This window comes from Streptomyces sp. cf386 (assembly GCF_900103585.1).
In the GTDB taxonomy this organism is placed as follows: domain Bacteria; phylum Actinomycetota; class Actinomycetes; order Streptomycetales; family Streptomycetaceae; genus Streptomyces.
Genome location: NZ_FNHV01000004.1, coordinates 503396 through 527204 on the forward strand (window position 1 = coordinate 503396; position 23809 = coordinate 527204).

The window sequence follows — 23809 nt, forward strand, 5'->3', positions numbered from 1 at the left end:
TACGACGAGGGTGCGCTCCGGCATACCCCGCGGGAACGGCCTCTGACCTCATCGTCGCTCAGGAACACGTGTACGGTCCTTTGATTGGCCATGATCGTCGATTGTGTGCGTCCGGCCTCCCTCGCCGGTCCGTCCCGGCAGGGCCCGGCCCGGCACCGCACCGGCCAGGGTGAGCGCGGCGAGGACACCGAGCGGCAGCTCAGGGTGACCGCCCGCTCCCATGAGCGCGGTCGCGGCGGCCACGCCCAGCACCGGCCCGACGTTCATCGCGGTCTGCTGCAACCCGCCCGCCACCCCGGCGGACTCGACGGCGGCCTCCCGTACGACGACATGGGTCGCCGCCACCATCACCGTGCCGAACCCGGCTCCGACCAGGGCGAACCCCGCGCAGACGGCGGGCACGGCCGAAGCGCGGGAGAGGACGAGGATCCCGAGCGCGAGGACCGCCATCGCCGCCGTGGTCGTACGCCGGGCGCCGAACCGGCGCACCAGCACCGCGCACGAGGGCGCCGCGAGCACCATCAGGGCGGCCAGCGGAAGGCTGACGAGGGCGCTGTGGAACGGGTCCAGGCCGAGCGGGCCTTGCAGGAGGAACGTGCCGACGAAGAGGCTCCCGGACAGCGCCGCCGAAGCGGCCACCAGCATGCCGAGCGCCGAGCCGACCGCCGGCGAGCCGATGACGTCGGCCGGTAGAAGGGGGCTCACGCTCCGGCGCTCGTGCCGGACGAAGGCGACACCGGTGACCATGGCGGTCGTGGCGATCGCGGCGGTCCAGACCCACCCCGGCCGTGCGACGAGGACGTGGACCAGGCAGGCCAGGGACACCGCGAGAAGGAGGGCTCCGGGTATGTCCAGCCGGGCAGGGGAGGCCGAGCGCGAGGGCCGTACGGTCAGGGCGAGCCCGCCGAAGACGACGGCCGGGACGACATTCAGCAGGAACACGGCCCGCCAGCCGGGCCCGCCCACCAGCACCCCGCCCACGACCGGCCCGGCAGCCGCCGCCACTCCGATCGCGGCCGTCCGCACGGCGATCGGCGTCCGCAGCCGGTCGGCCGGAAACGCGGCCCGCAGCATTCCCAGCGTGGCCGGTTGCAGCAGTGCCCCGAACACGCCCTGCACGACCCGTAGTCCGATGACCCAGCCGACCCCGGGCGCCAGGGCGATCCCCGCCGACGCGGCTCCGAACCCGAGCATGCCGATACCGAAGACCCGATGGTGGCCGTACCGGTCGCCGAGCCGCCCGGCGAACACCAACAGGCTCGCCACCGCGATGAGATAGCCGGTGCTGGTCCACTGGACCTGAGCGAAGGAGGCGCCGAGGTCGCGCCGCAGGGCGGGCTGGGCGACGGTCAGGACGGTGCCGTCGAGCGCGACGATCACGGCTCCGACGACGCTGCCCGCGAGGGTGAGCCGCGCGTTCACTCGCCCTCCCGCCCGAGGTGTGCGTCCAGGGCCGACTCCAGAAGCGGTACGAAGTCGTCGCCGCCCGTGGCGAGTTGGAGACTGCCCCAGGCCCACAGCTGGGCGATGCCGTGCAGGTTGGCCCACAGCGCGCCCGCGACGAGCCGGGCGTCGGCGTCGGGGCGCACCTGGCCCACCAGGTCCACCAGGCTGCCGAAGAGGGGAAGGCTGGTGTCACGCAGACCCAAGTGCCCGCTCTCCAGCAGATCGTGACGGAACATCAGCTCGTACATGCCGTGGTTGCCGAGAGCGAACTCCAGGTAGCCGCGGCCGAGCGCGGTCAGCTGCGCCCGAGGGCCGGACGCCCTGCTGTCGCCGATGGCCACCGTTGCCCGACGGGCGAGTTCCTCGAAGCCGCGGCGCGCGATGGCCGAGAGCAGTTCCAGGTGGGTGGGGAAGTAGCGACGCGGGGCGCCGTGCGAGACGCCTGCCCGGCGGGCGATCTCCCGCAGGGTGAGCGCCTGGGCGCCCTCCCGGGCGACGAGATCCACACCGACGTCGACGAGTCGGGCCCGCAGCCCTGTATCGGGTTCGTGATCGGGTTCCTGCGCAGAAGGCATAGACGCTGTCTACCATGATCGAGTAGACAGTGTCTACGAAAGTGTTCGGGAAGGAGGGCCGGGAGGGAATGTGCGCGCTGCTCGCCAGGGTTGATCCAGGCATGACTCAGGACGCCACCGGGAACGCCACCCAGAATGCGCTGCTCGCCCTGCTTGCCGAGGGCCACGGCGGGGTGCTGGTCACCCTCAAACGCGACGGCCGGCCGCAGCTGTCGAACGTCAGCCACGCCTACTACCCCGACGAGCGGACCATCCGCGTGTCGATCACCGACGACCGCGCCAAGACCCGCAATCTGCGCCGGGACCCGAGGGTGTCGTACCACGTCACGACCCCGGACCGGCGGGCCTACGTCGTGGCCGAGGGCACGGCCGACCTCACGCCGGTCGCGCAGGACCCGTACGACGCGACGGTCGACGAACTCGTCCGTCTCTATCGGGACGTCCTGGGCGAACATCCCGACTGGGAGGACTTCCGGGCGGCGATGGTCCGGGACCGGCGGCTGGTGCTGCGGTTGCGGGTGGAGCGGGCGTACGGGATTCCGCGAGTCGACAACCGGGGCTGACTCTCCGTCACCTCCCTGATCGGCCGCTAGGGTTGATCCACTGGGAGCGACGCGGAGACAGGGACGGGGAGTGCGCGGCATGGTGGATCCGATCTCGCTGGGCGCGATCGCGGCGGTCCTCGGAGCGGTCGGATCGGGCATGGCGAACGAAGCCGGCAAGTGGGCCTGGGAGACGGCGGGCGGGCTCGTCCGCCGTATCGCCGGACGCGAGGTCACCGCGCCCACCACACCGGGCGAACTGGACGACGTGGCCCGTCTGGTGCACGAGCGTGTCCGAGCGGATCCCCACCTTGCCCGGTCCTGGGACCGGTTCGCACGAGGCGTACGGCTCCCCGGGGCGCCCGACTCCCTCGACCGTCCGTGTCTGCCCACCGCACCACGCTTCTTCACGGACCGTCAGCAGGCCCTGAAACTCCTCGACGAGGAAGCCGTCCGGCCCTTCGAAGGACGCCCGAGACTCGCCCTCCTCCACGGCCCCCAGGGCATCGGCACCAGCACCCTCGCCCTCCACTGGGGCTGGCGACAGACCGCCCGCTTCCCCGACGGACAGCTGTACGCCGACCTGGGCGCCCTCACCCCCGACGCCGCCCTCGGCACCCTCCTGCGCCGACTCGGGCTGCCCGACGAGGAGATACCGCCGGCCGCCATGGACCGTGCCGACCTCTTCCGGCGCTGTCTGGCCGACCGGCGGCTGCTCCTCGTCCTCGACCACGTCCGGTCCGCCACGCAGGTGCGCCCGCTGCTGACCTCGGCGCCCGACGCGTTCACGATCCTCGTCGCCCGCCGACCCCTCACCGGAATCGACGCGTTGAGGATCCCCGTCGGCCCGCTGGCCCGCCGCGACGCCACACGGCTGCTCACCGAACTGGTCGGCAAACCGGCGATCGGCGCGGCCCGCAGCACGCTCCCCGCCGTCCTCGACCGCTGCGCCGGTTCGCCCTACGCCCTGCGCGCCGCCGCACCCCGTCTGACCTCCCCGCCCCAGCGCCAGGAGGCCCCCGCCGTGCCCGACACCGACCCGGTCCACGCCGCCGCCGACGACGCCTACCGCGCGCTCACGCCGGACGCGGCCCGCCTCTACCGTCTCGCCGGTCTGCGCGACTGGCCCGCCCTCGACGCCAGAGCCGCCGCACACGCCGCGGACCTCGACGAGACAGTGGCCGCCGGGCTCCTGGAGGACCTCGCCGACGCGCTGCTCGTCGAACGCACCGACAGCGGGTGCTACCGCTACCGCCCCTCCGTCCGCGCCCACGCCGAGCGCACGGCGGCCACCGTCGACGGCATACCGGCCTGCTCGGCGGCCGTCGCCCGGGTCGTCGAGGGCTACCGCGACCTGGCCGTCGGCGCGGCCCGCGCGGCCCTTCCGGAGAGCTGGCGCGTGCCGTCCGCCGACTCACCGGTCACCTTCCCCGACCGGGGTGCGGCCGTCGCCGCCCTCGCCGCGGAGGCGCCCGGCCTGGTCGAGGCGGTGCACGCGGCCGAGGAGTTCCGCGACCGGGACACCGCGCTGCTGATCTGCCGCTCCCTGTGGCCGCTCCAGCTGAAGGCCGGCCACCACGAGGTGCTGCTGCCCGCGCTCCGGGCCGGAGCGCGCATCGCCGACGAACAGGTCCCCGGCACCCGCGCGGCCGGCTCGCTGCACGCCCAACTGGCCCACACACTCACCGAGTTGCGCCGCTGGGACGAGGCCGAACCCGAGGCGCTCGCCGCCGCCCGCGACGAACGCACCGCCGGACATGTGCGCGGCCACGCCTCCGCCGTCGAGTTCCAGGGCCTGCTGCGGCTGCGGCAATGGCGGTTCGCCGAGGCGTACACCTGCTTCGAGGAGGCGTACGGCATCCTCGACGCGATCGGCCCCGACGGCGAGGGCGCCGCCGACCTCCCGCGCGCCCGCGCCCTGCTGGAACGCCACCGGGGCCGTGCCCTGCGCGGCCTGGGACGCCGGGCCGAGGCGACCGAGCGCCTGGAGCGCGCCCTGGGCTTCTTCCGGGACACCGGCGAGGCCTACAACACCGCCCGCACCCTCACCGACCTCGCCGAGACCCTCCTCGACGGGGGTGAGTCCGACGCCGCGCTGCCACTGATCGACGAGGCGCTCGCGGCGCTGCGGCGGGAGAACGCCGCGTATCACGTGGCGCGGCTGCGCGTGCTGCGGGAGCGGTGCGTCACGCCGGAATGACCGTCACATCCGATGGGCGCTCACCGGGTGGACCGTCGCACCGGTGCGGACCGCCGGCCCCTGGCCGACCCACTCCTCCAGCGACTTGCCCGCACCCAGCCACGCATGCACGGCCGAGGCGTACACCACCGGATCGGCGTCCGCGCCCGCCTCGCCCTCCAGCCGTAGCAGCGCCCCGGCGCGGGTGCGGACCACGCAGGTCCCGGGCCCGGTGACGTACGCGGCGAGCGCGCAGTGCGGATGCCGGTCGAGGACCTCCGCCGTCCAGTGCGCGGGGGACCCGAAACGTGGATCGTCGCCGGACCCGTACCGGAACACCACGTCGGCCAGGGCGAGTTGGTCGACCTCACGGGTGTCCTCGTGGACGGCCGTGTGCGCCTCGCCGGTGTCGTCCGGCGCCGGGTGCGGGCCCGCGTACCGGGTGACCGCGACCTCGCCGGAACCCAGGACCCGGGTGAGCACCCACAGCGGCACCGAGTGCGCGGCCGGCCCGTACGGAGGCAACGGGAGCGGTTCGAGACGGGCGGGGCCGTCGGGCTCGGGGATGCCGATCAGGTCGTAGAAGAGGCGCCGCAGGCGGGTTGCCGACTCGCCGGGGACGGAGCTGATGAACTCGGCCGCTTCGGGTGGTGGTTGATGGTGGGCGAGGAGGGCGTCGAGCTGGGGACGCAAGGGGAGCGCCGGGTCGAGCCGGGGTGCCGTGCGTACGAAGGCGTGGACCGGGGCGTCGGGGGCGAGGCCGGCCAGGGGTGCGGCGCCCAGGAGGACCGGGGTGCCGAGGGCGGCGGCGTAGTAGGTGACGGAGCCGTGGTCGCCGATCACGGCGTCGGCGGCGATCAGCGCCTGCCGCCAGCCTTCCACGGGGTCGATCAGGGCAAGGCCCGCACGCCGGGCGCGGTCCAGCCAGGCGCGGATCTGCCCGCGGCCGTGCCCGTGCCAGATGTTGGGGTGCAGCACGGCCGCGAGACGGTACTCGTCGGCCGGGAACTCCGAGGTCAGACGGGGGAGCAGGGAGGGGAGTACGTCATCTCCGCCGCCGTCGCCGAACAGCGACTCGGGGTTCCAGGTGGAGTTGAGGACGATCAGGCGCTGATCGCGGCCCACACCGAGGGCGCGGCGGAAGCGCTCGCGGTACGGGCGGGCCGCCAGTATGCGGTCCCAGCAGGGGTCCCCGGCGAGCACGGCGGAGGGTGCGGCCTCGGGGCAGGCGGTGCGCAGCCGCTCGTACTGCTCGGGATGGGAGAGGACGAGACTGTCGACGATCGGCTTGCCGGTCTCGTCGAGCAGCCACTCCGGCGACAGCCCGAAGACCGGATCCGACCCCGTTTGCCGCTCGCCGACCGTCGGGTGTCGGGTGTCGGGTGTCCCGAGCTTTTTAGTGTATCCGACCCCATGCGACAAGACGGCCAATACACCGGAAAACGCCTGGAGTTGACCGCCGAAGCTCGCCGACAGTGCCAATGCGACCGGTGTCCCGATCGCCTGCTCCCACGGCACCACGGGCACCCCCGTGTCCGCCAGCAACTCCGCGATCCCCGCCCGGAACGCCGACGACCCGGGGCTTGTGGCGAGCAGCTGCACCCGGAAGTCGTCGTGGAACAGCGGGAGCACATCCAGCAGCCGGGTCGCCGAGGTCACGTTGTGGACGACGAGGAGCACTTTCCGCGTTCGCCCCCGCGTGGCCCATCGCGCCGAGTCGTCCCCGACCGGCACCCGTATCCACCCGGCCCCCGCCACCCTCGCCCGCCTCTCGCACCCGCTCACGTGATCGGGCAACGATAGTCAACGGCCACTTCGCGCGTACCGGCCGCCCCTGAAACCGGCCGGTACGCGCGAAGCTCCCCCTCAGGGCTGTACTGGGCTTTTCCGTTCGTTCCGGCCGATGTTCTTGCGCGAAACGTCCCCTGTCAACGGGGCGTGGGCGAGGTCGGCAGGGCTTAGGGCGCAGGGACCAAGGCCGTTGACCGATGGTCTCCGCGGGCGCCGGCTGCCTACGCTGCCGAGTGGATCAACGTCGCTCAGCAGAACACCTGGAGGGTCGCCATGCCGGTCAACGGCCGCAGTCACATCCGTATCGCCCGCCCGTCCCGGGACCTCGGCGCGGCGGAGCGGTTCTGGGTCGAAGGGCTGGGACTCGGTGTCGTCTGGCGAGCGGTGGGTGGTCCGGAACCCGGCGAGCACGACCTGCTGATGCTGGGGTGGCCGGACGCCGACTGGCATCTGGAGCTCGTCCACGAACCCGCCCACCCGGTCGAGCCCCGGCCGACCGAGGAGGACCTCCTCGTCATCTACGTCGACGGTCCCGTGCCGGACGACCTCGTGGCCAGGCTTGAGGAGCATGGTGGCAAGCGGGTGCTGTCGCCCAACCCGTACTGGAACGAGTGGGGCGTCACGATCGAGGACCCGGACGGGTACCGGCTGGTGCTGTGCAGGAGGGGCTGGTCCAACGCCTAGGGGTCAGGCCGTGCGGGCCGGGTCGCCCGGGACGCTGGCCGCGGGGTCGCCGTCCTGTGCAGCGGACGCCTCCTTCACCCAGGACTCCAGGCACATCACGAACTCGGTCGCCCGGTCCGCCCAGTTGAGGTCGGAGAGCGCCGCCTCCCAGCCCCGCACGGCGGCTCGCCGGCGCATCAGCCGGTCGGCGCGCAGATGCCGTACGGCCTGTGCTGCGGTGACCGGATCCTCGTACGGGACGACGAGCCCGCAGCCGTAGCGCTCGATCAGGTCGGCCGCGAGCGGGGTGGGGGTGGTGACCACGGGGACGCCGTGGGCCATGTACTCCACCACCTTGGTAGGGCGTGAATGGCGGTAGTTGGGCTGGTCCCGCAGGAGGGAGAGACCGGCCAGGCTGCCGGAGAGCAGGCCGAGGGCGCGGTCGTTGGGCAGGTACCCGTGCCAGCGCAGCACGCCGTCGCGGTCGGCCTCGGTGAGCGCGCCCCGCACGTCGGGGTCCGCCCCACCGATCACCTCGACCTGGAAGTCGGGCGCCAGCAGCCGTGCCGCCTCGATGAGTTCCGGCGCACCCCGCGCCTGCGACAGGTGTCCGAGATACACGACCCGGTCGTCGCCCGGCGGCTCGGGCGGCTCGGGCGACACCGTCGTCAGGTTGGCCACCACGGGATGCGGGCGGCGGAAACGCCGCTGGTAGGCGTCCTCCGCGAGCAGCAGCCGCAGCTGCCGTTCCGCCAGCCGTTCCGCCGCGCGCACGGCCAGCCGCAGCGGCGGCCGGAGCGGTCGGGGCAGCCAGCGCTTCATCGTCAGCGCCGCCGCCGTGTCCTCGTGCACGTCCCACACGGTGACGGGGGTGCGTCCCGCGCGCCGCCATTGGCGCAGCGTGCCGGGCAGGGCGAGCAGCAGCTCCGGGTCGTGCAGCAGGACGACGTCCGCCTGGGGTCCCCGCTCGGCGAGCAGGGCGCGGGCCGCGCGCAGTGCCGCCCGGCGGTCCCGGCCGACGGCCCGGGGCAGGTCCACACCCTCGACGTACGGCCGTGGCGCCACCTCGCGGGCCGCGAACGGTGCCGCGTACACGATGCGGTGACCGCGTTCCCGCAGCGTGGCGATCTCCCGGTGCAGGATCCGGGCGTCCTCGGGATGGTGGACGACGGTGACGACGAGTATCCGCATCAGTGCACGTACCTTTCGACTGCCCCGAGATCCATGGCCCTGACGACCGGGCCGGTCACAGCACTTCGACGTCCGGCCGGAAGATCCGCCCCCGGGTGTCGAACAGCAGCCGGGCCGTGTCGCCGAGCGCCGGCAGGTCGTAGGCCGAGTGGTCCTGGAGCAGGATCGTCAGGTCGTGCTCGCGCACCGCCGCCATGACGTCGCCGACGCGCGGGACACCCGCCCCGTCCACGGACCACAGGCGCACATGCGGGTCGTGGAAGGAGACCTCCGCCTCCCGCTCCCGCAGCAGCCGGGCCACCGGCACCGCCGGCGACTCCCGCTGGTCCGCCACGTCCGGCTTGTAGGTGACCCCGAGCAGCAGCACCCGGGAGCCATGCAGCGGTCGGCCGGCGTGGTTGAGGAGGTCCTGGGCGCGGCGCACCACGTACTCGGGCATCCGCCGGTTGATCTCCTGGGCGAGTTCGACGAACCGGAACTCGTAGCCGAGCGACGAACGCACCTTGTACGACAGGTAGTTGGGGTCGATGGGGATGCAGTGTCCGCCGACCCCGGGGCTCGGCCGGAACGCCTGGAAGCCGAAGGGCTTCGTGCCGGCGCAGCGGATCGCGTCCCACAGGTCGACGTGCAACTCATGGCTGATCACGGCCAGTTCGTTGACCAGGGCGATGTTCACATGCCGGTAGGTGTTCTCCAGCAGCTTGGCCATCTCGGCCTCGCGGGTCCCCTTCGCCTGGACGACGGTGTCCACGAGCTTGCCGTAGAAGGCGACCGCGCGCGCGGCACAGGACGCGGTGCAGCCACCGACCACCTTGGGTGTGGTGCGCAGCCCGTGTGAGGTGTTGCCGGGGTCGATGCGCTCGGGTGAGAAGGCCAGCGCGATGTCCACGCCGACGCGCAGCCCCGACTCCTCCAGGAGCGGCCGTACGACCTCCTCGGTGGTGCCCGGGTAGGTGGTCGACTCCAGCACGACCAGCTGGCCGGGCCGCAGCCGCCCCGCCACCGTGCGCACCGCGGCCTTGACCGCGCTGAGATCCGGGCCGCCGTCCTCGCTGAGCGGGGTCGGCACGCAGATCACCACGGTCTGCGCACGGGCCAGACAGGCGTCGTCCGTGTACGCCGTGAATCCGGCCGTCCGCATCTGGCGGACGTCCTCGTCGGAGACGTCGTCGACATGGGAGTGCCCGGTGTTCAGCGCCTCCACGACCCGGGGGTCGCGGTCGAGGCCCGCGACTCTCAGGCCGATCGACGCGGCCTCACGCGCGAGCGGCAGTCCGACGTATCCGAGCCCGATCACCGCGAGTTCCACGTGATCGGGCGGTTCTGCTTCCCCGAGCGGTTCGCTCTCTTCCCCGAGCGGTCCGGCCTGTTCGACCTGCATACGACTCACCCCGCGTCAAGGCAGCCAAGTGCGCGGTACGCCTCACAGGTTGTGGCGGCGACCCGCTTCCAGGTGCGGTCACGCGCGACCATCGCGCGGGCGGCTGCTCCCCACTCAAGCCGCTGCTTTTGACTGTAAATGAGCATTTCCAGTTCATCAGCCCAGGATTTTGCCGATTTGCATGGAATTAGCCGTCCGTTCACCTCCGGTACGACCAGTTCCCTCAGCGCGGCGAGATCGCTGGCGGCCACCGGGATGCCGCTCGCCATCGCCTCCACCGGCTTGAGGGGCGTCACCAACTCGCAGACCCGCTCGTCGGTGCGCGGCACCGCGAACACGTCCAACACGGCGTGGAAATCCCGGACTTGGGCGTGCGGTACCCGGCCGGTGAACAGAGCGACCCCGTCGTTCAGGCCGAGCTCGGAGGCCAGCCGCTCCAGCGCCGGCCGCTCCGGTCCGTCGCCGACGATCAGCAACCGCAGCGGGACGCCGCGCCTCCGCAGTTCTTCACCCGCATGGAGCAATGTGCCGATCCCCTCGTGCGGGGTGAGGCTGCCGACCGTGCCGACGACGAACTCGTCCGGTGCGATCCCGAGCCGGGCGCGCACGGGCGCCCCGTCCGGCAGCGGGGCCAGGAACGCGTCGTCCACGGCGTTGGGCACGATGAGAACGCGCTCCTCGGGCACCCCGCGCCCCACGATCTCGGCCCGCATCGCCTCGCCCAGCGTCAGCACCAGATCGGCCTCGCGCATGCAGAACGTCTCCAGGGCGCGCCGAGCCCGGTACGTCTCGTCGTCCCGGTCGCGACCCGGCGCCTGCGTCAGCCAGGTCTCCTCCAGGAAGCCCCGCACCTCGTAGACCACCGGCAGCCCGTACGTCTCTCGCAGGGCGAGCGCCACACGCCCGTTGCCGTGGTCGGTCGCCGCGTGCAGTACGGCGGGCCGCAACCGTTCCGCCAGCCGGGCGGCCAGTTCGGCGTTGCGCGCCAGTGCCGCCGCCTGCCCGTACGGCAGCCGGGACGGCAGCAGCCGGTGCTGCGGCACCCCGCCCACGCGCTGCGACGGACGCGCGTCCAGCACCCCCACGGTCACCGGGAAGCCGATCCGGGTCACGACATGCGGGTCCAGGCCCACCGCCAGCTGCGCCTCGGCCAGCTTCTGTGTGCGCACCGTGTAACCGGCGTGACGGAACGGCAGCCCGTTGGTGACCAGATGGAGCACGCGCCCCGGCACCGGACGGAACGGCCGACCGACGGGAGCGGGCACCAGCGCACCGGACGGCACCGCGCCCGGCCCCGCACTGCGCGCCCGCCCGACGAGCCGCCGCTCCAGTGGTCTCGCCCCCCGCCGGACCCGCCCCGGCAGCAGACGCAGACCGAGCAGTGCCGCCCGTGCCGGATCCTGGCGCAGCTCGCCAAGTGCCACCGAGGCGGCCAGACTGAGGGCGCGGGGGATATTGCGGTACATACGCGACATACGGCAAAGGTAGGCCGCAACGCCGGGCGAGTGCCCACCAACAGGCTCTGTCCCGACGACACCGGCTGAAAGCGCCCGTGGGCGATCGAGCCGTCGAGCAGGAGGCGCCGATGAACGGCTGCGTACTTCATGTGGTCGGTACCCGGCCGAACTTCGTCAAGGCCGCTCCGGTCGTCGCCGCCCTCGGTGCCGCCGGCTGCGACCAGGTGCTCGTGCACACCGGGCAGCACTACGACGAACGGATGTCGGACATCTTCTTCCGGCAGCTCGGCCTGCCCGAACCCGACACCGACCTCGGGGTCGGTTCCGGCAGTCACGCCCGGCAGACCGCCGATCTCCTGGTGGCCCTGGAGGGCGAACTGACCGCCCGTGCACCCGCGCTGGTCGCGGTCTACGGCGACGTGAACTCGACGCTGGCCGCAGCACTGGTCGCCGCGAAACTGGACGTCCCCGTGGCGCACGTCGAAGCCGGGCTGCGCAGCTTCGACATGGCGATGCCGGAGGAGGTCAACCGGCGTCTGGTCGACCAGCTGGCGGAGCTGTTGTTCGTCACGAGCCCCGAGGCCGTCGGGCACCTCGCCCGCGAGGGGATCGCCGCCAAGCGGGTGCACCTCGTCGGGAACCCGATGATCGACACCCTGCTCACCCAAATGGAGCACTTCGACCCGGCGACCGCCCGTGCCGCCCACCGACTGCCCGAGCACTACGGCGTCGTCACCCTGCACCGGCCCGCCAACGTCGACGACCCGGAGGCCGCCGAGGCCGCCGCGCGCGTGTTGGCCGAGGCCGCCCGCCATCTCGACCTGGTCGTCCCGCTGCACCCGCGCGGCCGGGCGGCGTTGCGGGCGGCGGGGCTCGCGGACGCGCCGGGCGTCCATCTGCTCGACCCGCTCGGCTACGTCGAGTTCATGAGCCTCGTGCGCGGAGCCGCCGCGGTGATCACCGACTCGGGCGGCGTCCAGGAAGAGACGACCGTCCTGGGCGTCCCGTGTCTGACCCTGCGCACCACGACCGAACGCCCGATCACGGTCACACACGGCACCAACCGGCTGGTGACGCATGGGGAGTTGGTGCCCGCGCTGCGCAAGGTACTGGACGGCGGGGGAGCGGCGTCGGGGGAGGGGCCACCGCTGTGGGACGGCCGGGCGGGCGGCCGGATCGCCCGTGTGATCACCGGGTGGCTGGAGCGTCATGGCTGACGACACACGGATCCGGGTCACAGACCGGACGCCCGGGGAGTACTGGGACGCCCGCCACGCGGATCACGACGACCTCGCCTCCGGTGGGCACATGGGCCTCGACCGTCCGGGCAACGAGATCTTCTATGCCCAGCGGCTCGGCACGCTGCTCTCCCTCGTCGGCGACCTGTCCAGCCCCGCCGCCCCGCTGTTCGCGCTCGACGCCGGCTGCGGCAAGGGGTACTTCGCCCGTGCCCTGGCCCGCTGCGGCCATCGTGTCGACGCCTTCGACATCAGCCCGTATGTGATCGACCACGCCCTCGCCGAGGGCGGCGGCCCGCGTTACGCCGTCGCCACGCTCGACGAGTGGCGCAGTCCATGGCCGTACGACATCGTTGTCTGCGTGGACGTCCTGTTCCACGTGCCGGACGACGAGGAGTGGGCGGCCGGGCTGCGCAACCTCGCCTCCCTCGTCCGCGTCGCCGGCCGGCTGATCGTCACCGACGAGGACACCGCCCACCGCACGACCCGCGGCGCCCGCATCGCGCACCGCCCGACCGCTGCCTACCGCGCCGAACTAGAGCCGCTCGGCCTGCGGCACACCCTCTTCAGGCCGTACGGCTTCCGGGAGAACCGGGTCGGCTTCCACGTCTTCACGAGGACCCGCTGATGCGCCTGACCGATCTGCTCCATCCGCACCTCGACGCCGTCACGACGGTGGTGGACGCGACCGGCGCCGGCCTGCGCCTGGCGCCCTATCTGCACCTGCCGCCGGGCGTCGCCCTGCGTACCGACGACGAACGGCCCATCGAAGGCGGGGAGTTGGCCCTCCTTTCCTACGGTCCCGACGTCGACCTGCACGGCGGCGAGGACGCCTGCCGCGCCGTACTGGCCCGGATGCGGCCCGGCGCACGCGGGCTGATCGTGTTCGGCCACCGCGGATCCGAACTCCCCTACCACCGGCTCCTCGACGACCTGGTCGCCCATCGCTGCCAGGTACTGCGCGCGGCCCCCCTCGACTACGTCCATCTGCACGTCGGCGCGGTCATCGCCCGCACCGACGAACTCCTGCCACCGCACGACTTCTTCGGCCGCCCTGTCCCGTCCGACGGCTATGCAACCGCGCTGCGGATCGCCGACGAGTACGTCTTCGCCGACCTCGCGTCCCGGTCCCTGCGCGCCCGCACGCTCGACCTGGAGAGGACCGTCGAGGAGGCCGAACGCATCCGGGCCGCCACCGGGCAGGACGGCATCGCCGACCGACTCGCCGCCGCCGTACGGGAGAAGGACCAGCTCGCCGCCGCGCTGCGGGCCGCCCGGGACCGGGTCGACGTGCTGCAGGCGCGGGTGCGCATGCTGGAGGGCTCGACCTCGCTGCGGGTGGGAAAGGCCCTGGTGACGGCCGCGCGCTCGCCGAAGCGGGGCGCGGCACGGCTGCCGGGGGAGCTGTACGGACTGTGGCGTGGTCGGCGTATCTCCGCCGGGCGGGCGCCCGACAGCGCGCCGAAGCCGCAGGCGGAGCCGGAGGCGCCCGCCGACGACCGGTTCCACCTCGCCCATCGCGCGCTGACCGCGGCGCCCCGCGACCGTCTCGTCGTCGCCGGTGTGCTCACCGCGGCCACCGCCGAGGACTTCGCGGCGGACGTGGTGGTCAACCGGCTGCTGCCGCACGACGGACGGCTGCTCCTGCAGCGCACCGACCCCGATGTGCTCGTCGTCCAGCTGAGCGCCTGCACGGGCGACGGCCCCTGGTGGCTCACCGGCACCGGTCTCGCCCCCGATCTGGACCGCACCCTCGCCGAACTGCTCGCTGAAGCAAGGGCGTTGGGGCGGTCCGTCGTGCTGTGGCGGGACGGCCCGGCCTCCGCCGCACCCGGGCTCGCCCGGCTCGCCTGGGACGCCGTCGTCGACGCCGACACCGGCGTACGGCTCGCCCGGCTCCACCCGGCCGCCGAGGGCCGGGAACGGCTGCGCGAGGTGTTCCGGGAGGACTGCACACGCGTACGGCTCGCCCGGCTCGCCCGGCTGACCGGCGCCCCGGATCCGCTGGACGAACGGCGCGTCGCCGTGGTGGCCGCGCCCCGGGACCGTACCGATGTCGCCCGGCTGGTCGGGCAGGTGCTCGGCCAGCTGCACCGCCCGGTCGAGGTCGTCGTGCCCGATGCTGCGGGGCTCGAGGAACTCACCGCCGCCGGAGTGGCCGTGCGCCGGGGGCAGCCCCTGGCCCCCTGGGTGGCCGACTGGACCGACCTCACCGAGGACCGGCCGGACACCCTGCTGCTCGACCTGATGTGCGCCCAGGAGCACTCCGGCGCCGACGCGGTGGGCCACACGCCGACCGCCGACGACTACGTCTTCGTACCGTCGCTGCGTCCGCTGCTGGTGCGTCGTTCGCTGCACATGTCCGGGACTGAGCCCGGCAGCTGGGCGGGGCAAGGGCATCGTCTGTTCGCCGTACGCGGGAAGGAGCCGTCATGAGCCGTATGTTGCGGGCGCTCGTCTACGGCGACGTCGACCTCAACCTCATCGACGGCTCCGCCGTGTGGGCGCAGTCGACGGTACAGGCGCTGTCCCGGGCGGGCTGTGAGGTCCGGCTCGTCCTCAAGTCCCCTGTCCACACAGGCAGGTTGACCGAACCGCTGGCCGAGCTGCCCGGGGTCACCCTGGTGCGCCCGCACGAGGAACGGCTGCTGCCGGGACTCGCCGACCGGCCCATGTCGCCGGTGCAGGCCTCGCAGGTGCTGACCCGGCTCGACGAGGAGAACCCCTGCGATCTGCTGGTGCTGCGCGGCCGGCGGCTGGTCACCCGGATCGTCGCCGACGGCGTGTTCGACGGCAGGATCTGGGCCTACCTCACCGACATTCCGCAGTCCGCCGCCGAGATGACCGAGGCGGCCCGCGCGGACCTGGTCCGGATCGCCGAAGCCTCGCACCGGCTGCTGTGCCAGACCGAGGAGTTGCGCTGCTTCCTGGAGACCTGGGTGCCGGAGGCGTGCGGCAAGTGCGTGCTCAGCCCGCCCGCCGTACCCGAGCCGGACTTCCCGCTGCCGGAGCGGGACGGCCCCGGCCGGCCGCACGATCCGCTGCGGCTCGTCTACACCGGCAAGTTCGCACCCCGGTGGAACACCCTGCCCATGACCAGGCTGCCCGAGCTGCTCGCAGGCCGGGGCGTCCCCGCCGAGCTGCACACCGTCGGCGACAAGATCCACGACGACCCGGGCCACCCCCACTTCCAGGCCGACATGGCGCGGGCGCTGGCCGCCACCCCCGGCGTCCAGCATCACGGCGGACAGCCGCGCGAGGAGGCCATGCGTATCGCCGCGGGCTGCGACGTGGGCCTGGGCTGGCGGGACCCCGTGCTTGACTCCAGCCTTGAACTGTCCACCAAGGTCCTGGAGTTCGGGGCCCTGGGCCTGCCCGTGGTTCTCAACCGCACCCCGGCGCACGAGGCGCTGCTGGGCACCGACTATCCGCTGTTCGTGTCCGGACGTGCCGGACTCGACGACGCCGCCGACACCGTCGCACGGGCCGCTCGCGAGCCGGAGGCCAGACGTCTCGCGGCGGACCGCTGCCGCGAGGCAGCCCGGCACCACACCCTGGACGGAGCGGCCGACCGCTGGCGCGCCCACCTCGGCCGGGCCTTCCCCGCCGCGCCCGGCGGGGTGACGACCTGCCAACGCCCCCTGCGCGTGGGCGTCGCCGGGCACGACCTGAAGTTCCTCACCCGGCTGCTCGACCACTTCCGCGCGCTGCCCGGTCTCGACGTACGGGTCGACGCCTGGCCCGCGCTGTCCCGCCACGACCCGGGCGCCAGTCGGGAACTCGCCGACTGGGCGGACGTGGTGGTCGTCGAGTGGTGCGGCCCGGCCGCCGTCTGGTACAGCCGTCACAAGCGGCGCGGCAGCCGGCTGATCGTCCGGCTGCACCGCTTCGAACTGGACGCCCCGTGGCCTGGCCAGGTCGACATCGACGCCGTCGACCGGGTGGTGTGCGTCAGCCCGTACTACGCCCGCCGCACCCGCGAGCACACCGGCTGGCCCGAGTCCAAGGTCGTGGTCGTCCCCAACTGGGTCGACACCGACCAGCTCGACCGCCCGAAGGCACCCGGCGCCCACCACCGCCTCGGCATGATCGGCATCGCGCCCAGCCGCAAGCGTCTCGACCTCGGCCTCGACGTGCTGGAGGCGCTGCGCGCCCGCGACCGGCGCTGGCATCTGTCGGTCAAGTCCAAGCCGCCGTGGGAGTACTGGTGGATCTGGAACAAGCCCGAGGAACGTGCGCACTACGAAGCGGTGCTGCGCCGCATGCAGACCTCGCCGCTGCTCGAAGGGGCCGTCGTCTTCGACACCTTCGGGCCGGACGTGGCGGGCTGGCTGCGTCGGGTCGGGCATGTGCTGTCCACCAGCGACGACGAGAGCTTCCACCTCGCGCCGGCCGAGGGGATGGCCTCGGGTGCCGTGCCCTCGCTGCTGCCGTGGCCCGGCGCGGACGAGATCTACGACAAGCGGTGGATCCACGACGACCCCGAGGCGATGGCCGACGCGATCGCGGCACTCGGCGAGGATGGGTGGCGGACCGCCGCTGAGGTGGCCCGCACGCAGGTACGGGAGGGCTTCTCCCTGGACCGGGTCGCCGAGACCTGGACGGACCTGCTGGTGGCGCGCTGATGCCCGAGTCCCTGGAGCCGTCACGGCGTCCGGGGACTCGGGGGCTTGCGCGCGATCACCGCATGATCGACGCCGGTCAACGCCCGCTCAGGCCGTCACCGTCTCCCGCTGAGCGGCCTCCCGTGACGAGCGCTCGCCGAGCTGCTCCGTCGGGACCTTGGCGGTCTCGCGGGCCGAGAGGGCGGCCACCACCGGCGGCACGCACAGGGCCGCCGTGAACAGGGCCACCGCGGACCAGTTGTCGCCGTCCGGGCCCGCGATCTGCGCGGCGAAGGTGACCGCGAAACCGGCGACCGCGAAACCGATCTGGGTGCCGATCGCCATGCCGGACAGCCGGACCCGGGTGGAGAACATCTCGCCGTAGAAGGAGGGCCACACGCCGTTCGCGGCGCTGTAGACCACACCGAAGGTGATGACGCCCAGCAGCAGGGTCAGCGGGTAGGAGCCGGTCGAGATCGACCACAGGTACAGGAACATCATGATCCCGCTGCCGGCCGCCCCGATCAGGAACACCGGGCGGCGGCCGATGCGGTCCGACAGCGTGGCCCACAGCGGGATCGCGCCGAGCGCGACCAGGTTGGCGAGGGCGCCCACCCACAGCATGGAGGACTTGCTCATCCCGACCGAGTCGCTGGTGGCGTACGACAGCGCCCACACCGTGAAGATCGTGCTGACCGAGGCGACCAGCGCACCGCCGATCACCCGCAGGACATCCGCCCAGTGCTCCCGCATCAGCACCACCAGGGGCAGCTTGACGACGCCTTCGGTGGCGGCCTGCTGCTCGAAGGCCGGCGTCTCCTCCAGCTTGCGGCGGATGACATAGCCGACGACGGCGACCGCGATGCTCATCCAGAACGGCACCCGCCAGCCCCACGACAGCAGCTGCTCCTCCGGGAGCGCGGCGACCGGGATGAAGACCAAGGTGGCCAGCAGCTGCCCGCCCTGGGTGCCGCTCAGCGTGAAGCTGGTGAAGAAGCCGCGCCGGTGCGGTGGCGCGTGTTCCAGGGTCATCGAGTTGGCGCTGGCCTGCTCACCCGCCGCCGAGATGCCCTGGAGCACCCGGCACAGCACCAGCAGGACGGGCGCGAGGGTGCCGACCTGGTCGCGGGTCGGCAGACAGCCGATGAGGAACGTGGACACGCCCATGAGGATCAGCGTGAAGACCATGATCTTCTTACGGCCCAGCCGGTCGCCGAAGTGACCGAGGAACAGTGCGCCGACCGGCCGCGCGGCGTACGCCACACCGAACGTGGCCAGCGACAGCAGGGTGGCGGTCGCCGGGTCGGACTCGTCGAAGAAGACCTCGGGGAAGATCAGCGCCGCCGCGCTGCCGTAGATGAAGAAGTCGTAGTACTCCAGGGCGCTGCCGATCCAGGCGGCCGTGGCCGCTTTCTTCGGCTGGCCGGCGGGAGTGTCGGGGACGGACACAGGGGTGCTCCTTCGAGGGAACTCCACCTTACGGGGAGTGAGTGCTGAGGAGAGGTGCCGGATCCCTGGGGGTGACGGGTCGGCCGCGCCGGGTGCTACCCGGCTAATTAACCCACTGGATAGTTAGTAGCGGATGGCTACGGATGTTGCGCCGACGTTTCCCGGGTGTCAAGAGGTCATGCCGAAGGATCTTGTTTCCGCGGGTGCGCGGATCAGTCCTCGGCCCGCGACGCCGTCAGGTACGCGATCACCATGTCGCCGAGCATCGCGCGGTAGTGCTCGCGCCGGGCCGGGTCCACCAGGTCACGGCCGAACAGGGCGCCGAAGGTGTGCCGGTTGGAGACCCGGAAGAAGCAGTAGGAACTGATCATCGCGTGCAGGTCGACGGCGTCGACGTCGGCCGTGAACAGGCCCGACTTCTGGCCCGACTCCAGGATCCGGCGGATCACGTCCAGGGCCGGCGAGCCGATCTTGCCGAGCTTCTCGGAGGCGGCGATGTGCTCGGCCCCGTGGATGTTCTCGATGCTGACCAGGCGGATGAAGTCCGGGTGCTGCTCGTGGTGGTCGAGGGTCAGCTCGGCGAGGCGGCGGATGGCCGCGACCGGGTCCAGGTGCTCGACGTCGAGCTGCTGCTCGGCCTCGCGGATCACGCCGTACGCCCGCTCCAGCACGGCCGTGAACAGCTGCTCCTTGCCGCCGAAGTAGTAGTAGATCATCCGCTTCGTGGTGCGGGTGCGGGCGGCGATCTCGTCGACGCGGGCGCCGTCGTACCCGGCCCGGGCGAACTCCTGTGTCGCGACGTCGAGGATCTCGGCCTTGGTGCGGGCGGCGTCACGGATCCGCCCGTTCGTTCGTGCCGGCTCTTCGACGCTGGTCATCGGGGTTCCTTCGGCGAGGGCGGGCGCGCCCCGGTGGCCCACCCGCGTGCCGGTGATTGTAGAAGCCCGCTCGCCTCGTGTGTCGGGTCAGGCCTTCCCAAGCTCCGGTGCCGCCTGCTATGACTAACTCACCAGTTCGTACATTAGTGAGCCGCTCAGGAGGTCCCCCGGTGGCCAAGGACGCCAAGGACTCGTATCTCGTCGGGCTGATCGGATCCGGCATCGGCCCCTCGCTCAGCCCCGCGCTGCACGAGCGGGAGGCCGACCGGCAGGGCCTGCGCTATCTGTACCGGCTCATCGACATCGACACGCTCGGCGTCCCGCCCGAGGCGGTGGGCGACCTGGTGCGGGCCGCCCGGGACCTGGGCTTCGACGGGCTCAACATCACGCACCCGTGCAAGCAGCTCGTCATCGCGCACCTGGACGCGCTCGCCCCGCAGGCGGAGGCGCTGGGCGCGGTCAACACCGTCGTCTTCGAGGACGGCCGGGCCGTCGGCCACAACACGGATGTCACCGGCTTCGCCGCCTCCTTCGCGCGCGGGCTGCCCGACGTACCGCTGGAGCGGGTCGTGCAGCTGGGCGCCGGGGGTGCGGGCGCGGCCGTCGCGCACGCCATGCTGACGCTCGGCGCCGAGCGGGTCACGGTGGTGGACGCGCTGACCGACCGGGCTGCCGACCTCGCCGCCGCCCTGAACCGGCACTTCGGCCCCGGCCGGGCGGTCGGCGCCGCCCCGGATGCGCTCCCCGCGCTGCTGAGCCACGCCGACGGCCTCGTGCACGCCACCCCCACCGGTATGGCCGCCCACCCCGGCCTGCCCCTCCCGGCGGAGCTGCTGCATCCCGGACTGTGGATCGCCGAGGTCGTCTACCGGCCCCTGGAGACCGAGCTGCTGCGCACCGCCCGAGAGCTCGGCTGCGCCACCCTCGACGGCGGCGGTATGGCCGTCTTCCAGGCCGCGGACGCGTTCCGCCTGTTCACCGGGCGCGAGCCGGACAGCGCACGCATGCTCGCGGACATCGCCGAGCTGGCAGGTGCCGTGGGAACCCCCAGGTAGGAGAGACCGGAAAGAAGCAGGAAGAGGTATCGGCATGCGTACGTCCATAGCCACCGTCTCCCTCAGCGGATCCCTCACCGAGAAGCTGACCGCCGCCTCCCGGGCCGGTTTCGACGGTGTGGAGATCTTCGAGAACGACCTGCTGGCCAGCCCCCTCACCCCCGAGGAGATCCGCCGCCGCTGCGCCGACCTCGGTCTCACCGTCGACCTCTACCAGCCGATGCGGGACATCGAGGCCGTGCCCGCCGAGGAGTTCGCCCGCAATCTGCGGCGGGCCCGGCACAAGTTCGAGCTGATGCGGCGGCTCGGTGCCGACACCGTCCTCGTCTGCTCCAGCGTCCACCCGCTCGCCGTTGACGACGACGCGCTCGCCGGGTACCACCTGCGCCAACTCGCCGACCTGGCCCAGGACTTCGGCGTCCGCGTCGCGTACGAGGCGCTTGCCTGGGGGCGGCACGTCAGCACGTACGACCACGCCTGGCGCATCGTCGAAGCCGCCGACCACCCGGCGCTCGGCACCTGCCTGGACAGCTTCCACATCCTCTCCCGGGGCAGCGACCCAAAGGGCATCGAGGACATCCCCGGCGAGAAGATCTTCTTCCTCCAGCTCGCCGACGCCCCGCTGCTCGCGATGGACGTCCTGCAGTGGAGCCGCCACTACCGCTGCTTCCCGGGGCAGGGCGGATTCGATGTGGCGGATCTCGTACGCCGTGTCCTGCACACGGGCTACGACGGTCCGCTCTCCCTCGAAGTCTTCAACGACGTGTTCCGCCAGGCCGAGGCCGGCCCGACCGCCGTGGACGCCCACCGCTCCCTGCTGGTCCTCCAGGAGGCGGTCGGCGTGGCGACACCGCCCGTCCCCGTCGTTCCCACCGGCGTCGCCTTCGCCGAACTGGTCACACCCGACGCCGAGCCGGTCTCCGCGCTGCTCGGCGCCCTGGGCTTCACCCGCACCGCACGGCACCGCAGCAAGCCGGTCGACCTCTGGCAGCAGGGCGAGGCCCGTGTCCTGGTCAACACCGCGGGCGCCGCACGCCGCGACGGCACCGGACTCGCCGCGATCGGCCTGGAGTCACCGGACCCGGCCGCGGCGGCCCGCCGAGCCGAGGCCCTCCTGGCACCCGTGCTGCCACGCCGCCGAGCCCTGGAGGACGCCGCGCTGGACGCGGTGGCGGCACCCGACGGCACGGAACTGTTCTTCTGCGCGTCGCCCGGCGACTCGGCCTCGATCGGGCAGGGGGACGCCCCCGTCCGGCCCGAACCGCCCGACTGGCGTGCCGACTTCGCGGACGTCGGACACGAGGCCGGCACCCCGGGGGTGACCCGCATCGATCACCTCGCCCTCGTCCAGCCCTGGCACCACTTCGACGAGGCGACCCTCTTCCACCGCAGCGTCCTCGGTCTGCACGCCCAGGAGAGCGTGGACGTCGCCGACCCGTACGGCCTGATGCGCAGCCGCGCCGTCACCAACGCCGACGGCAGTGTGCGGATCGCCCTGAGCGTCGGCGCGGCGCCCACGGACGACACCGTGCACGCCCAGCACATCGCGCTGGCCACGGACGACGTGGTCGCGGCGGCCCGTCGCTTCCGGGCGGCGGGCGGACGTCTGCTGCCGATCGCGGCCAACTACTACGACGACCTGGCGGCCCGGTACGAGTTCGCGGACGGCGAGTTGGACACGTACCGCGAACTCGGCATCCTCTACGACCGTGACGCGCACGGGGAGTTCCGGCACTGTTACACCGTGACCGTCGGCCGGGTCTTCTTCGAGCTCGTGCAGCGGGACGGCTACCGGGGTTACGGCGCCCCGAACGCGCCCGTCCGGCTGGCCGCCCAGCACGCCGGGCGGCCGGTCCGCTGAACGGCCCTACTGGCGGCTGACGGTCCGGGTCACACCGGCGATGACCGTCGTGGCCAGGATCCAGCCGGTGAGGACGAGGACGTACGACAGCCATTGCTGCCCGCCCTCCGGGGCGAAGGCCGGCTCCTGCCCGAAGGAGATCACCGGCAGCAGCAGGTCGAGCGTGTAGAACACCGGGTTGAAGTCCGGTGCCTCGTCCGCCTTCAGCGGTGGGGGCGCGTGCAGCGCGAACGAGAGGGAGCCGACGGCGAGCAGGGACAGCAGCCAGCCCAGTGCGCGCATCGGCCGGAAGCCGTAGCCGACGGTGGCGTCCTGGACGTGCCCCCACAGACGGCCGTACCAGGGCAGGGTGGTGCGGTGGCGGCGCTGCTTGGCGAGCTGGACGAGGCGGGCCGCGTTGTCGTCACCGATCCGGCGGTACACGGCGGTCAACTGCTCGTAGACGTGGGGGACGTAGCCGTCGATCTCGCGCTCCAGCATCGGCAGGCGGCGCTCGGCGGGCTCGTGCGGGGTGAGGGTCGTGTAGCCGAGGCCGTCGAGACGGACCCGGTCGGGCAGCTTCTCCGGCTCCACGAACAGGACGTCGATCTGGGCCCGGCGCAGGTTGAGACCGCCGTCCAGCGGATCGCCCCTGCGCAGCCACAGTTCCCCGACGGTGCAACTGGTGGCTCTCAGCACCATGTCGCCCGGGTTGGACAGGCGCGCGTAGGACAGGTCGAGGCGTCCTGCGATGCGGGCGCCCCGCAGCCCTATCCAGCCGTCGACGTCCGCGCGTCGCAGCAGGACGTCGCCGTCCACGCCGAGTGTGATCGCGTCCAGGGCTACTTGGCCCGGTCGGCTGAGCCGGGCCCCGTCCAGCCTGATCGACCCCGAGACGTGCGCGCCGTTGAGCCGCACCTCGCCCGTCGCTCTCAGCCCGGTGGCCCGCAACTCGTCGCCGATCGCCGCGTGGGTGAGTTCGAGCACGGGCTCGCCGTCGTCGTCCCGTGCGGTGAGTTCGGCGCGCTCCAGGAGCAGGGCACCAGATATCTGGGCGCCCCTCAGCGATATCCGCCCGCGCACCCGGCATTCCGACAGTTGCACCACGCCGTCGATGTGTGCGCTGCCGAGGTCGAGGGCGGGGAGTGCGGAGCCGCGCAGGCTGAGCCGGCGCAGTTGGGTGCCGTACAGATCGGGCGGGTCGGTGAAGTGACAGTGGCTCAGCCGGATCGGGTGATCGATGACGGCGTGCGTGAGGTCGAGCGCGCCGGTGATCCGGGCGCCCAGGACCCTGAGTGCGGCGATCTCACCGTCCTCCTGGGGTGCGCTGACCAGTAAAGCCTTCAGCACCGACGCGCGCAGTGTGCGTTCCGGGCCCCAGCCGGCTCCCGTTGCCGCGTCCTCTTCCGCGTCGGGGCGGAAGTCCACGACCTCCCCGCGCGGGAAGGCGTGCCATACCTGCAGTTCGGCCGGCGTCAGCTCGTTGATCTCCATCAGCCGGGACTCTGACGCCGGCCGCC

General features: G+C 72.6%; 18 protein-coding genes. 9 read left to right on the forward strand and 9 right to left on the reverse strand.

All coding sequences use genetic code 11. The annotated features are described in order from the left end of the window. Positions 1 to 48 precede the first annotated feature (48 nt). Together BLU79_RS13410 and BLU79_RS13415 are read right to left on the reverse strand one after the other, a co-directional pair. Positions 49 to 1422 (reverse strand): MFS transporter, encoded by a 1374-nt coding sequence (locus BLU79_RS13410; RefSeq protein ID WP_093905927.1) that lies wholly within the window; start codon positions 1420 to 1422, stop codon positions 49 to 51. Beyond that, positions 1419 to 2021 carry a TetR/AcrR family transcriptional regulator gene (locus BLU79_RS13415; protein ID WP_093905928.1) on the reverse strand — a complete coding sequence of 201 codons (603 nt, stop codon included), beginning with the start codon at positions 2019 to 2021 and terminating at the stop codon, positions 1419 to 1421. Before BLU79_RS13415 ends, BLU79_RS13410 begins: the two co-directional genes overlap by 4 nt. A 101-nt stretch (positions 2022 to 2122) precedes the next feature. Here BLU79_RS13415 and BLU79_RS13420 point away from each other — a divergent pair, with 101 nt between their 5' ends. Together BLU79_RS13420 and BLU79_RS13425 are read left to right on the forward strand one after the other, a co-directional pair. Next, a complete protein-coding gene (locus BLU79_RS13420) occupies positions 2123 to 2584 on the forward strand; it encodes a PPOX class F420-dependent oxidoreductase (protein ID WP_093905929.1) in 462 nt (153 codons plus the stop codon). A 79-nt stretch (positions 2585 to 2663) separates the two neighbouring features. Next, on the forward strand, positions 2664 to 4763 hold the full coding sequence (locus BLU79_RS13425; RefSeq protein WP_093905930.1) for a tetratricopeptide repeat protein: 2100 nt from the start codon (positions 2664 to 2666) through the stop codon (positions 4761 to 4763). 3 nt (positions 4764 to 4766) lie between these two features. On the opposite strand, the gene BLU79_RS13430 is transcribed toward BLU79_RS13425, so the two are convergent. Then, on the reverse strand, positions 4767 to 6500 hold the full coding sequence (locus BLU79_RS13430) for a hypothetical protein (RefSeq protein WP_371131854.1): 1734 nt from the start codon (positions 6498 to 6500) through the stop codon (positions 4767 to 4769). A gap of 306 nt (positions 6501 to 6806) precedes the next feature. Here BLU79_RS13430 and BLU79_RS13435 point away from each other — a divergent pair, with 306 nt between their 5' ends. Then, on the forward strand, positions 6807 to 7217 hold the full coding sequence (locus tag BLU79_RS13435; protein ID WP_093905931.1) for a VOC family protein: 411 nt from the start codon (positions 6807 to 6809) through the stop codon (positions 7215 to 7217). A 3-nt stretch (positions 7218 to 7220) separates the two neighbouring features. On the opposite strand, the gene BLU79_RS13440 is transcribed toward BLU79_RS13435, so the two are convergent. Genes BLU79_RS13440 through BLU79_RS13450 form a run of 3 tightly spaced genes read right to left on the reverse strand, consistent with a single transcriptional unit; the run spans position 7221 to position 11243 of the window. After that, positions 7221 to 8387 (reverse strand): glycosyltransferase family protein, encoded by a 1167-nt coding sequence (locus tag BLU79_RS13440; RefSeq protein WP_093905932.1) that lies wholly within the window; start codon positions 8385 to 8387, stop codon positions 7221 to 7223. 55 nt (positions 8388 to 8442) lie between these two features. Further along, the gene (locus BLU79_RS13445) at positions 8443 to 9768 is read right to left on the reverse strand and encodes a nucleotide sugar dehydrogenase (RefSeq protein WP_093905933.1); all 1326 of its coding nucleotides are present in this window, start codon (positions 9766 to 9768) and stop codon (positions 8443 to 8445) included. Between the two features lie 5 nt (positions 9769 to 9773). Then, the gene (locus BLU79_RS13450; RefSeq protein ID WP_093905934.1) at positions 9774 to 11243 is read right to left on the reverse strand and encodes a glycosyltransferase; all 1470 of its coding nucleotides are present in this window, start codon (positions 11241 to 11243) and stop codon (positions 9774 to 9776) included. 110 nt (positions 11244 to 11353) lie between these two features. Between BLU79_RS13450 and wecB the strand changes: the two genes are divergently transcribed. The 4 genes from wecB to BLU79_RS13470 are packed head-to-tail and all read left to right on the forward strand — an operon-like array spanning position 11354 to position 17088. Next, complete coding sequence (gene wecB, locus BLU79_RS13455; protein WP_093905935.1) at positions 11354 to 12442, forward strand: non-hydrolyzing UDP-N-acetylglucosamine 2-epimerase; 1089 nt, start codon at positions 11354 to 11356, stop codon at positions 12440 to 12442. Then, positions 12435 to 13091, forward strand: coding sequence for a class I SAM-dependent methyltransferase (locus BLU79_RS13460; protein ID WP_093905936.1), 657 nt, complete (start codon positions 12435 to 12437; stop codon positions 13089 to 13091). Before wecB ends, BLU79_RS13460 begins: the two co-directional genes overlap by 8 nt. Continuing rightward, complete coding sequence (locus BLU79_RS13465; RefSeq protein WP_093905937.1) at positions 13091 to 14899, forward strand: hypothetical protein; 1809 nt, start codon at positions 13091 to 13093, stop codon at positions 14897 to 14899. Before BLU79_RS13460 ends, BLU79_RS13465 begins: the two co-directional genes overlap by 1 nt. Then, the gene (locus tag BLU79_RS13470; RefSeq protein WP_093905938.1) at positions 14896 to 17088 is read left to right on the forward strand and encodes a glycosyltransferase; all 2193 of its coding nucleotides are present in this window, start codon (positions 14896 to 14898) and stop codon (positions 17086 to 17088) included. The genes BLU79_RS13465 and BLU79_RS13470 overlap by 4 nt, the downstream gene beginning before the upstream one ends. Before the next feature lie 87 nt (positions 17089 to 17175). Here the strand turns inward: BLU79_RS13470 and BLU79_RS13475 are convergent, their stop codons facing one another. Both BLU79_RS13475 and BLU79_RS13480 read right to left on the reverse strand, forming a co-directional pair. Next, positions 17176 to 18516: an MFS transporter gene (locus BLU79_RS13475; RefSeq protein WP_093905939.1), complete on the reverse strand. Its 1341-nt coding sequence runs from the start codon at positions 18514 to 18516 to the stop codon at positions 17176 to 17178. Between the two features lie 212 nt (positions 18517 to 18728). Then, positions 18729 to 19394: a TetR/AcrR family transcriptional regulator gene (locus BLU79_RS13480; protein WP_093905940.1), complete on the reverse strand. Its 666-nt coding sequence runs from the start codon at positions 19392 to 19394 to the stop codon at positions 18729 to 18731. A gap of 170 nt (positions 19395 to 19564) precedes the next feature. Between BLU79_RS13480 and BLU79_RS13485 the strand changes: the two genes are divergently transcribed. Both BLU79_RS13485 and BLU79_RS13490 read left to right on the forward strand, forming a co-directional pair. Then, positions 19565 to 20449 carry a shikimate dehydrogenase gene (locus BLU79_RS13485; protein WP_093905941.1) on the forward strand — a complete coding sequence of 295 codons (885 nt, stop codon included), beginning with the start codon at positions 19565 to 19567 and terminating at the stop codon, positions 20447 to 20449. A gap of 34 nt (positions 20450 to 20483) precedes the next feature. After that, entirely contained in the window at positions 20484 to 22310 is a 1827-nt protein-coding gene (locus tag BLU79_RS13490) for a bifunctional sugar phosphate isomerase/epimerase/4-hydroxyphenylpyruvate dioxygenase family protein (protein WP_093905942.1), read from the forward strand. A gap of 6 nt (positions 22311 to 22316) precedes the next feature. Here BLU79_RS13490 and BLU79_RS13495 read toward each other — a convergent pair whose 3' ends face one another. Then, positions 22317 to 23783 carry a translocation/assembly module TamB domain-containing protein gene (locus tag BLU79_RS13495; RefSeq protein ID WP_093905943.1) on the reverse strand — a complete coding sequence of 489 codons (1467 nt, stop codon included), beginning with the start codon at positions 23781 to 23783 and terminating at the stop codon, positions 22317 to 22319. Positions 23784 to 23809 lie beyond the last annotated feature (26 nt).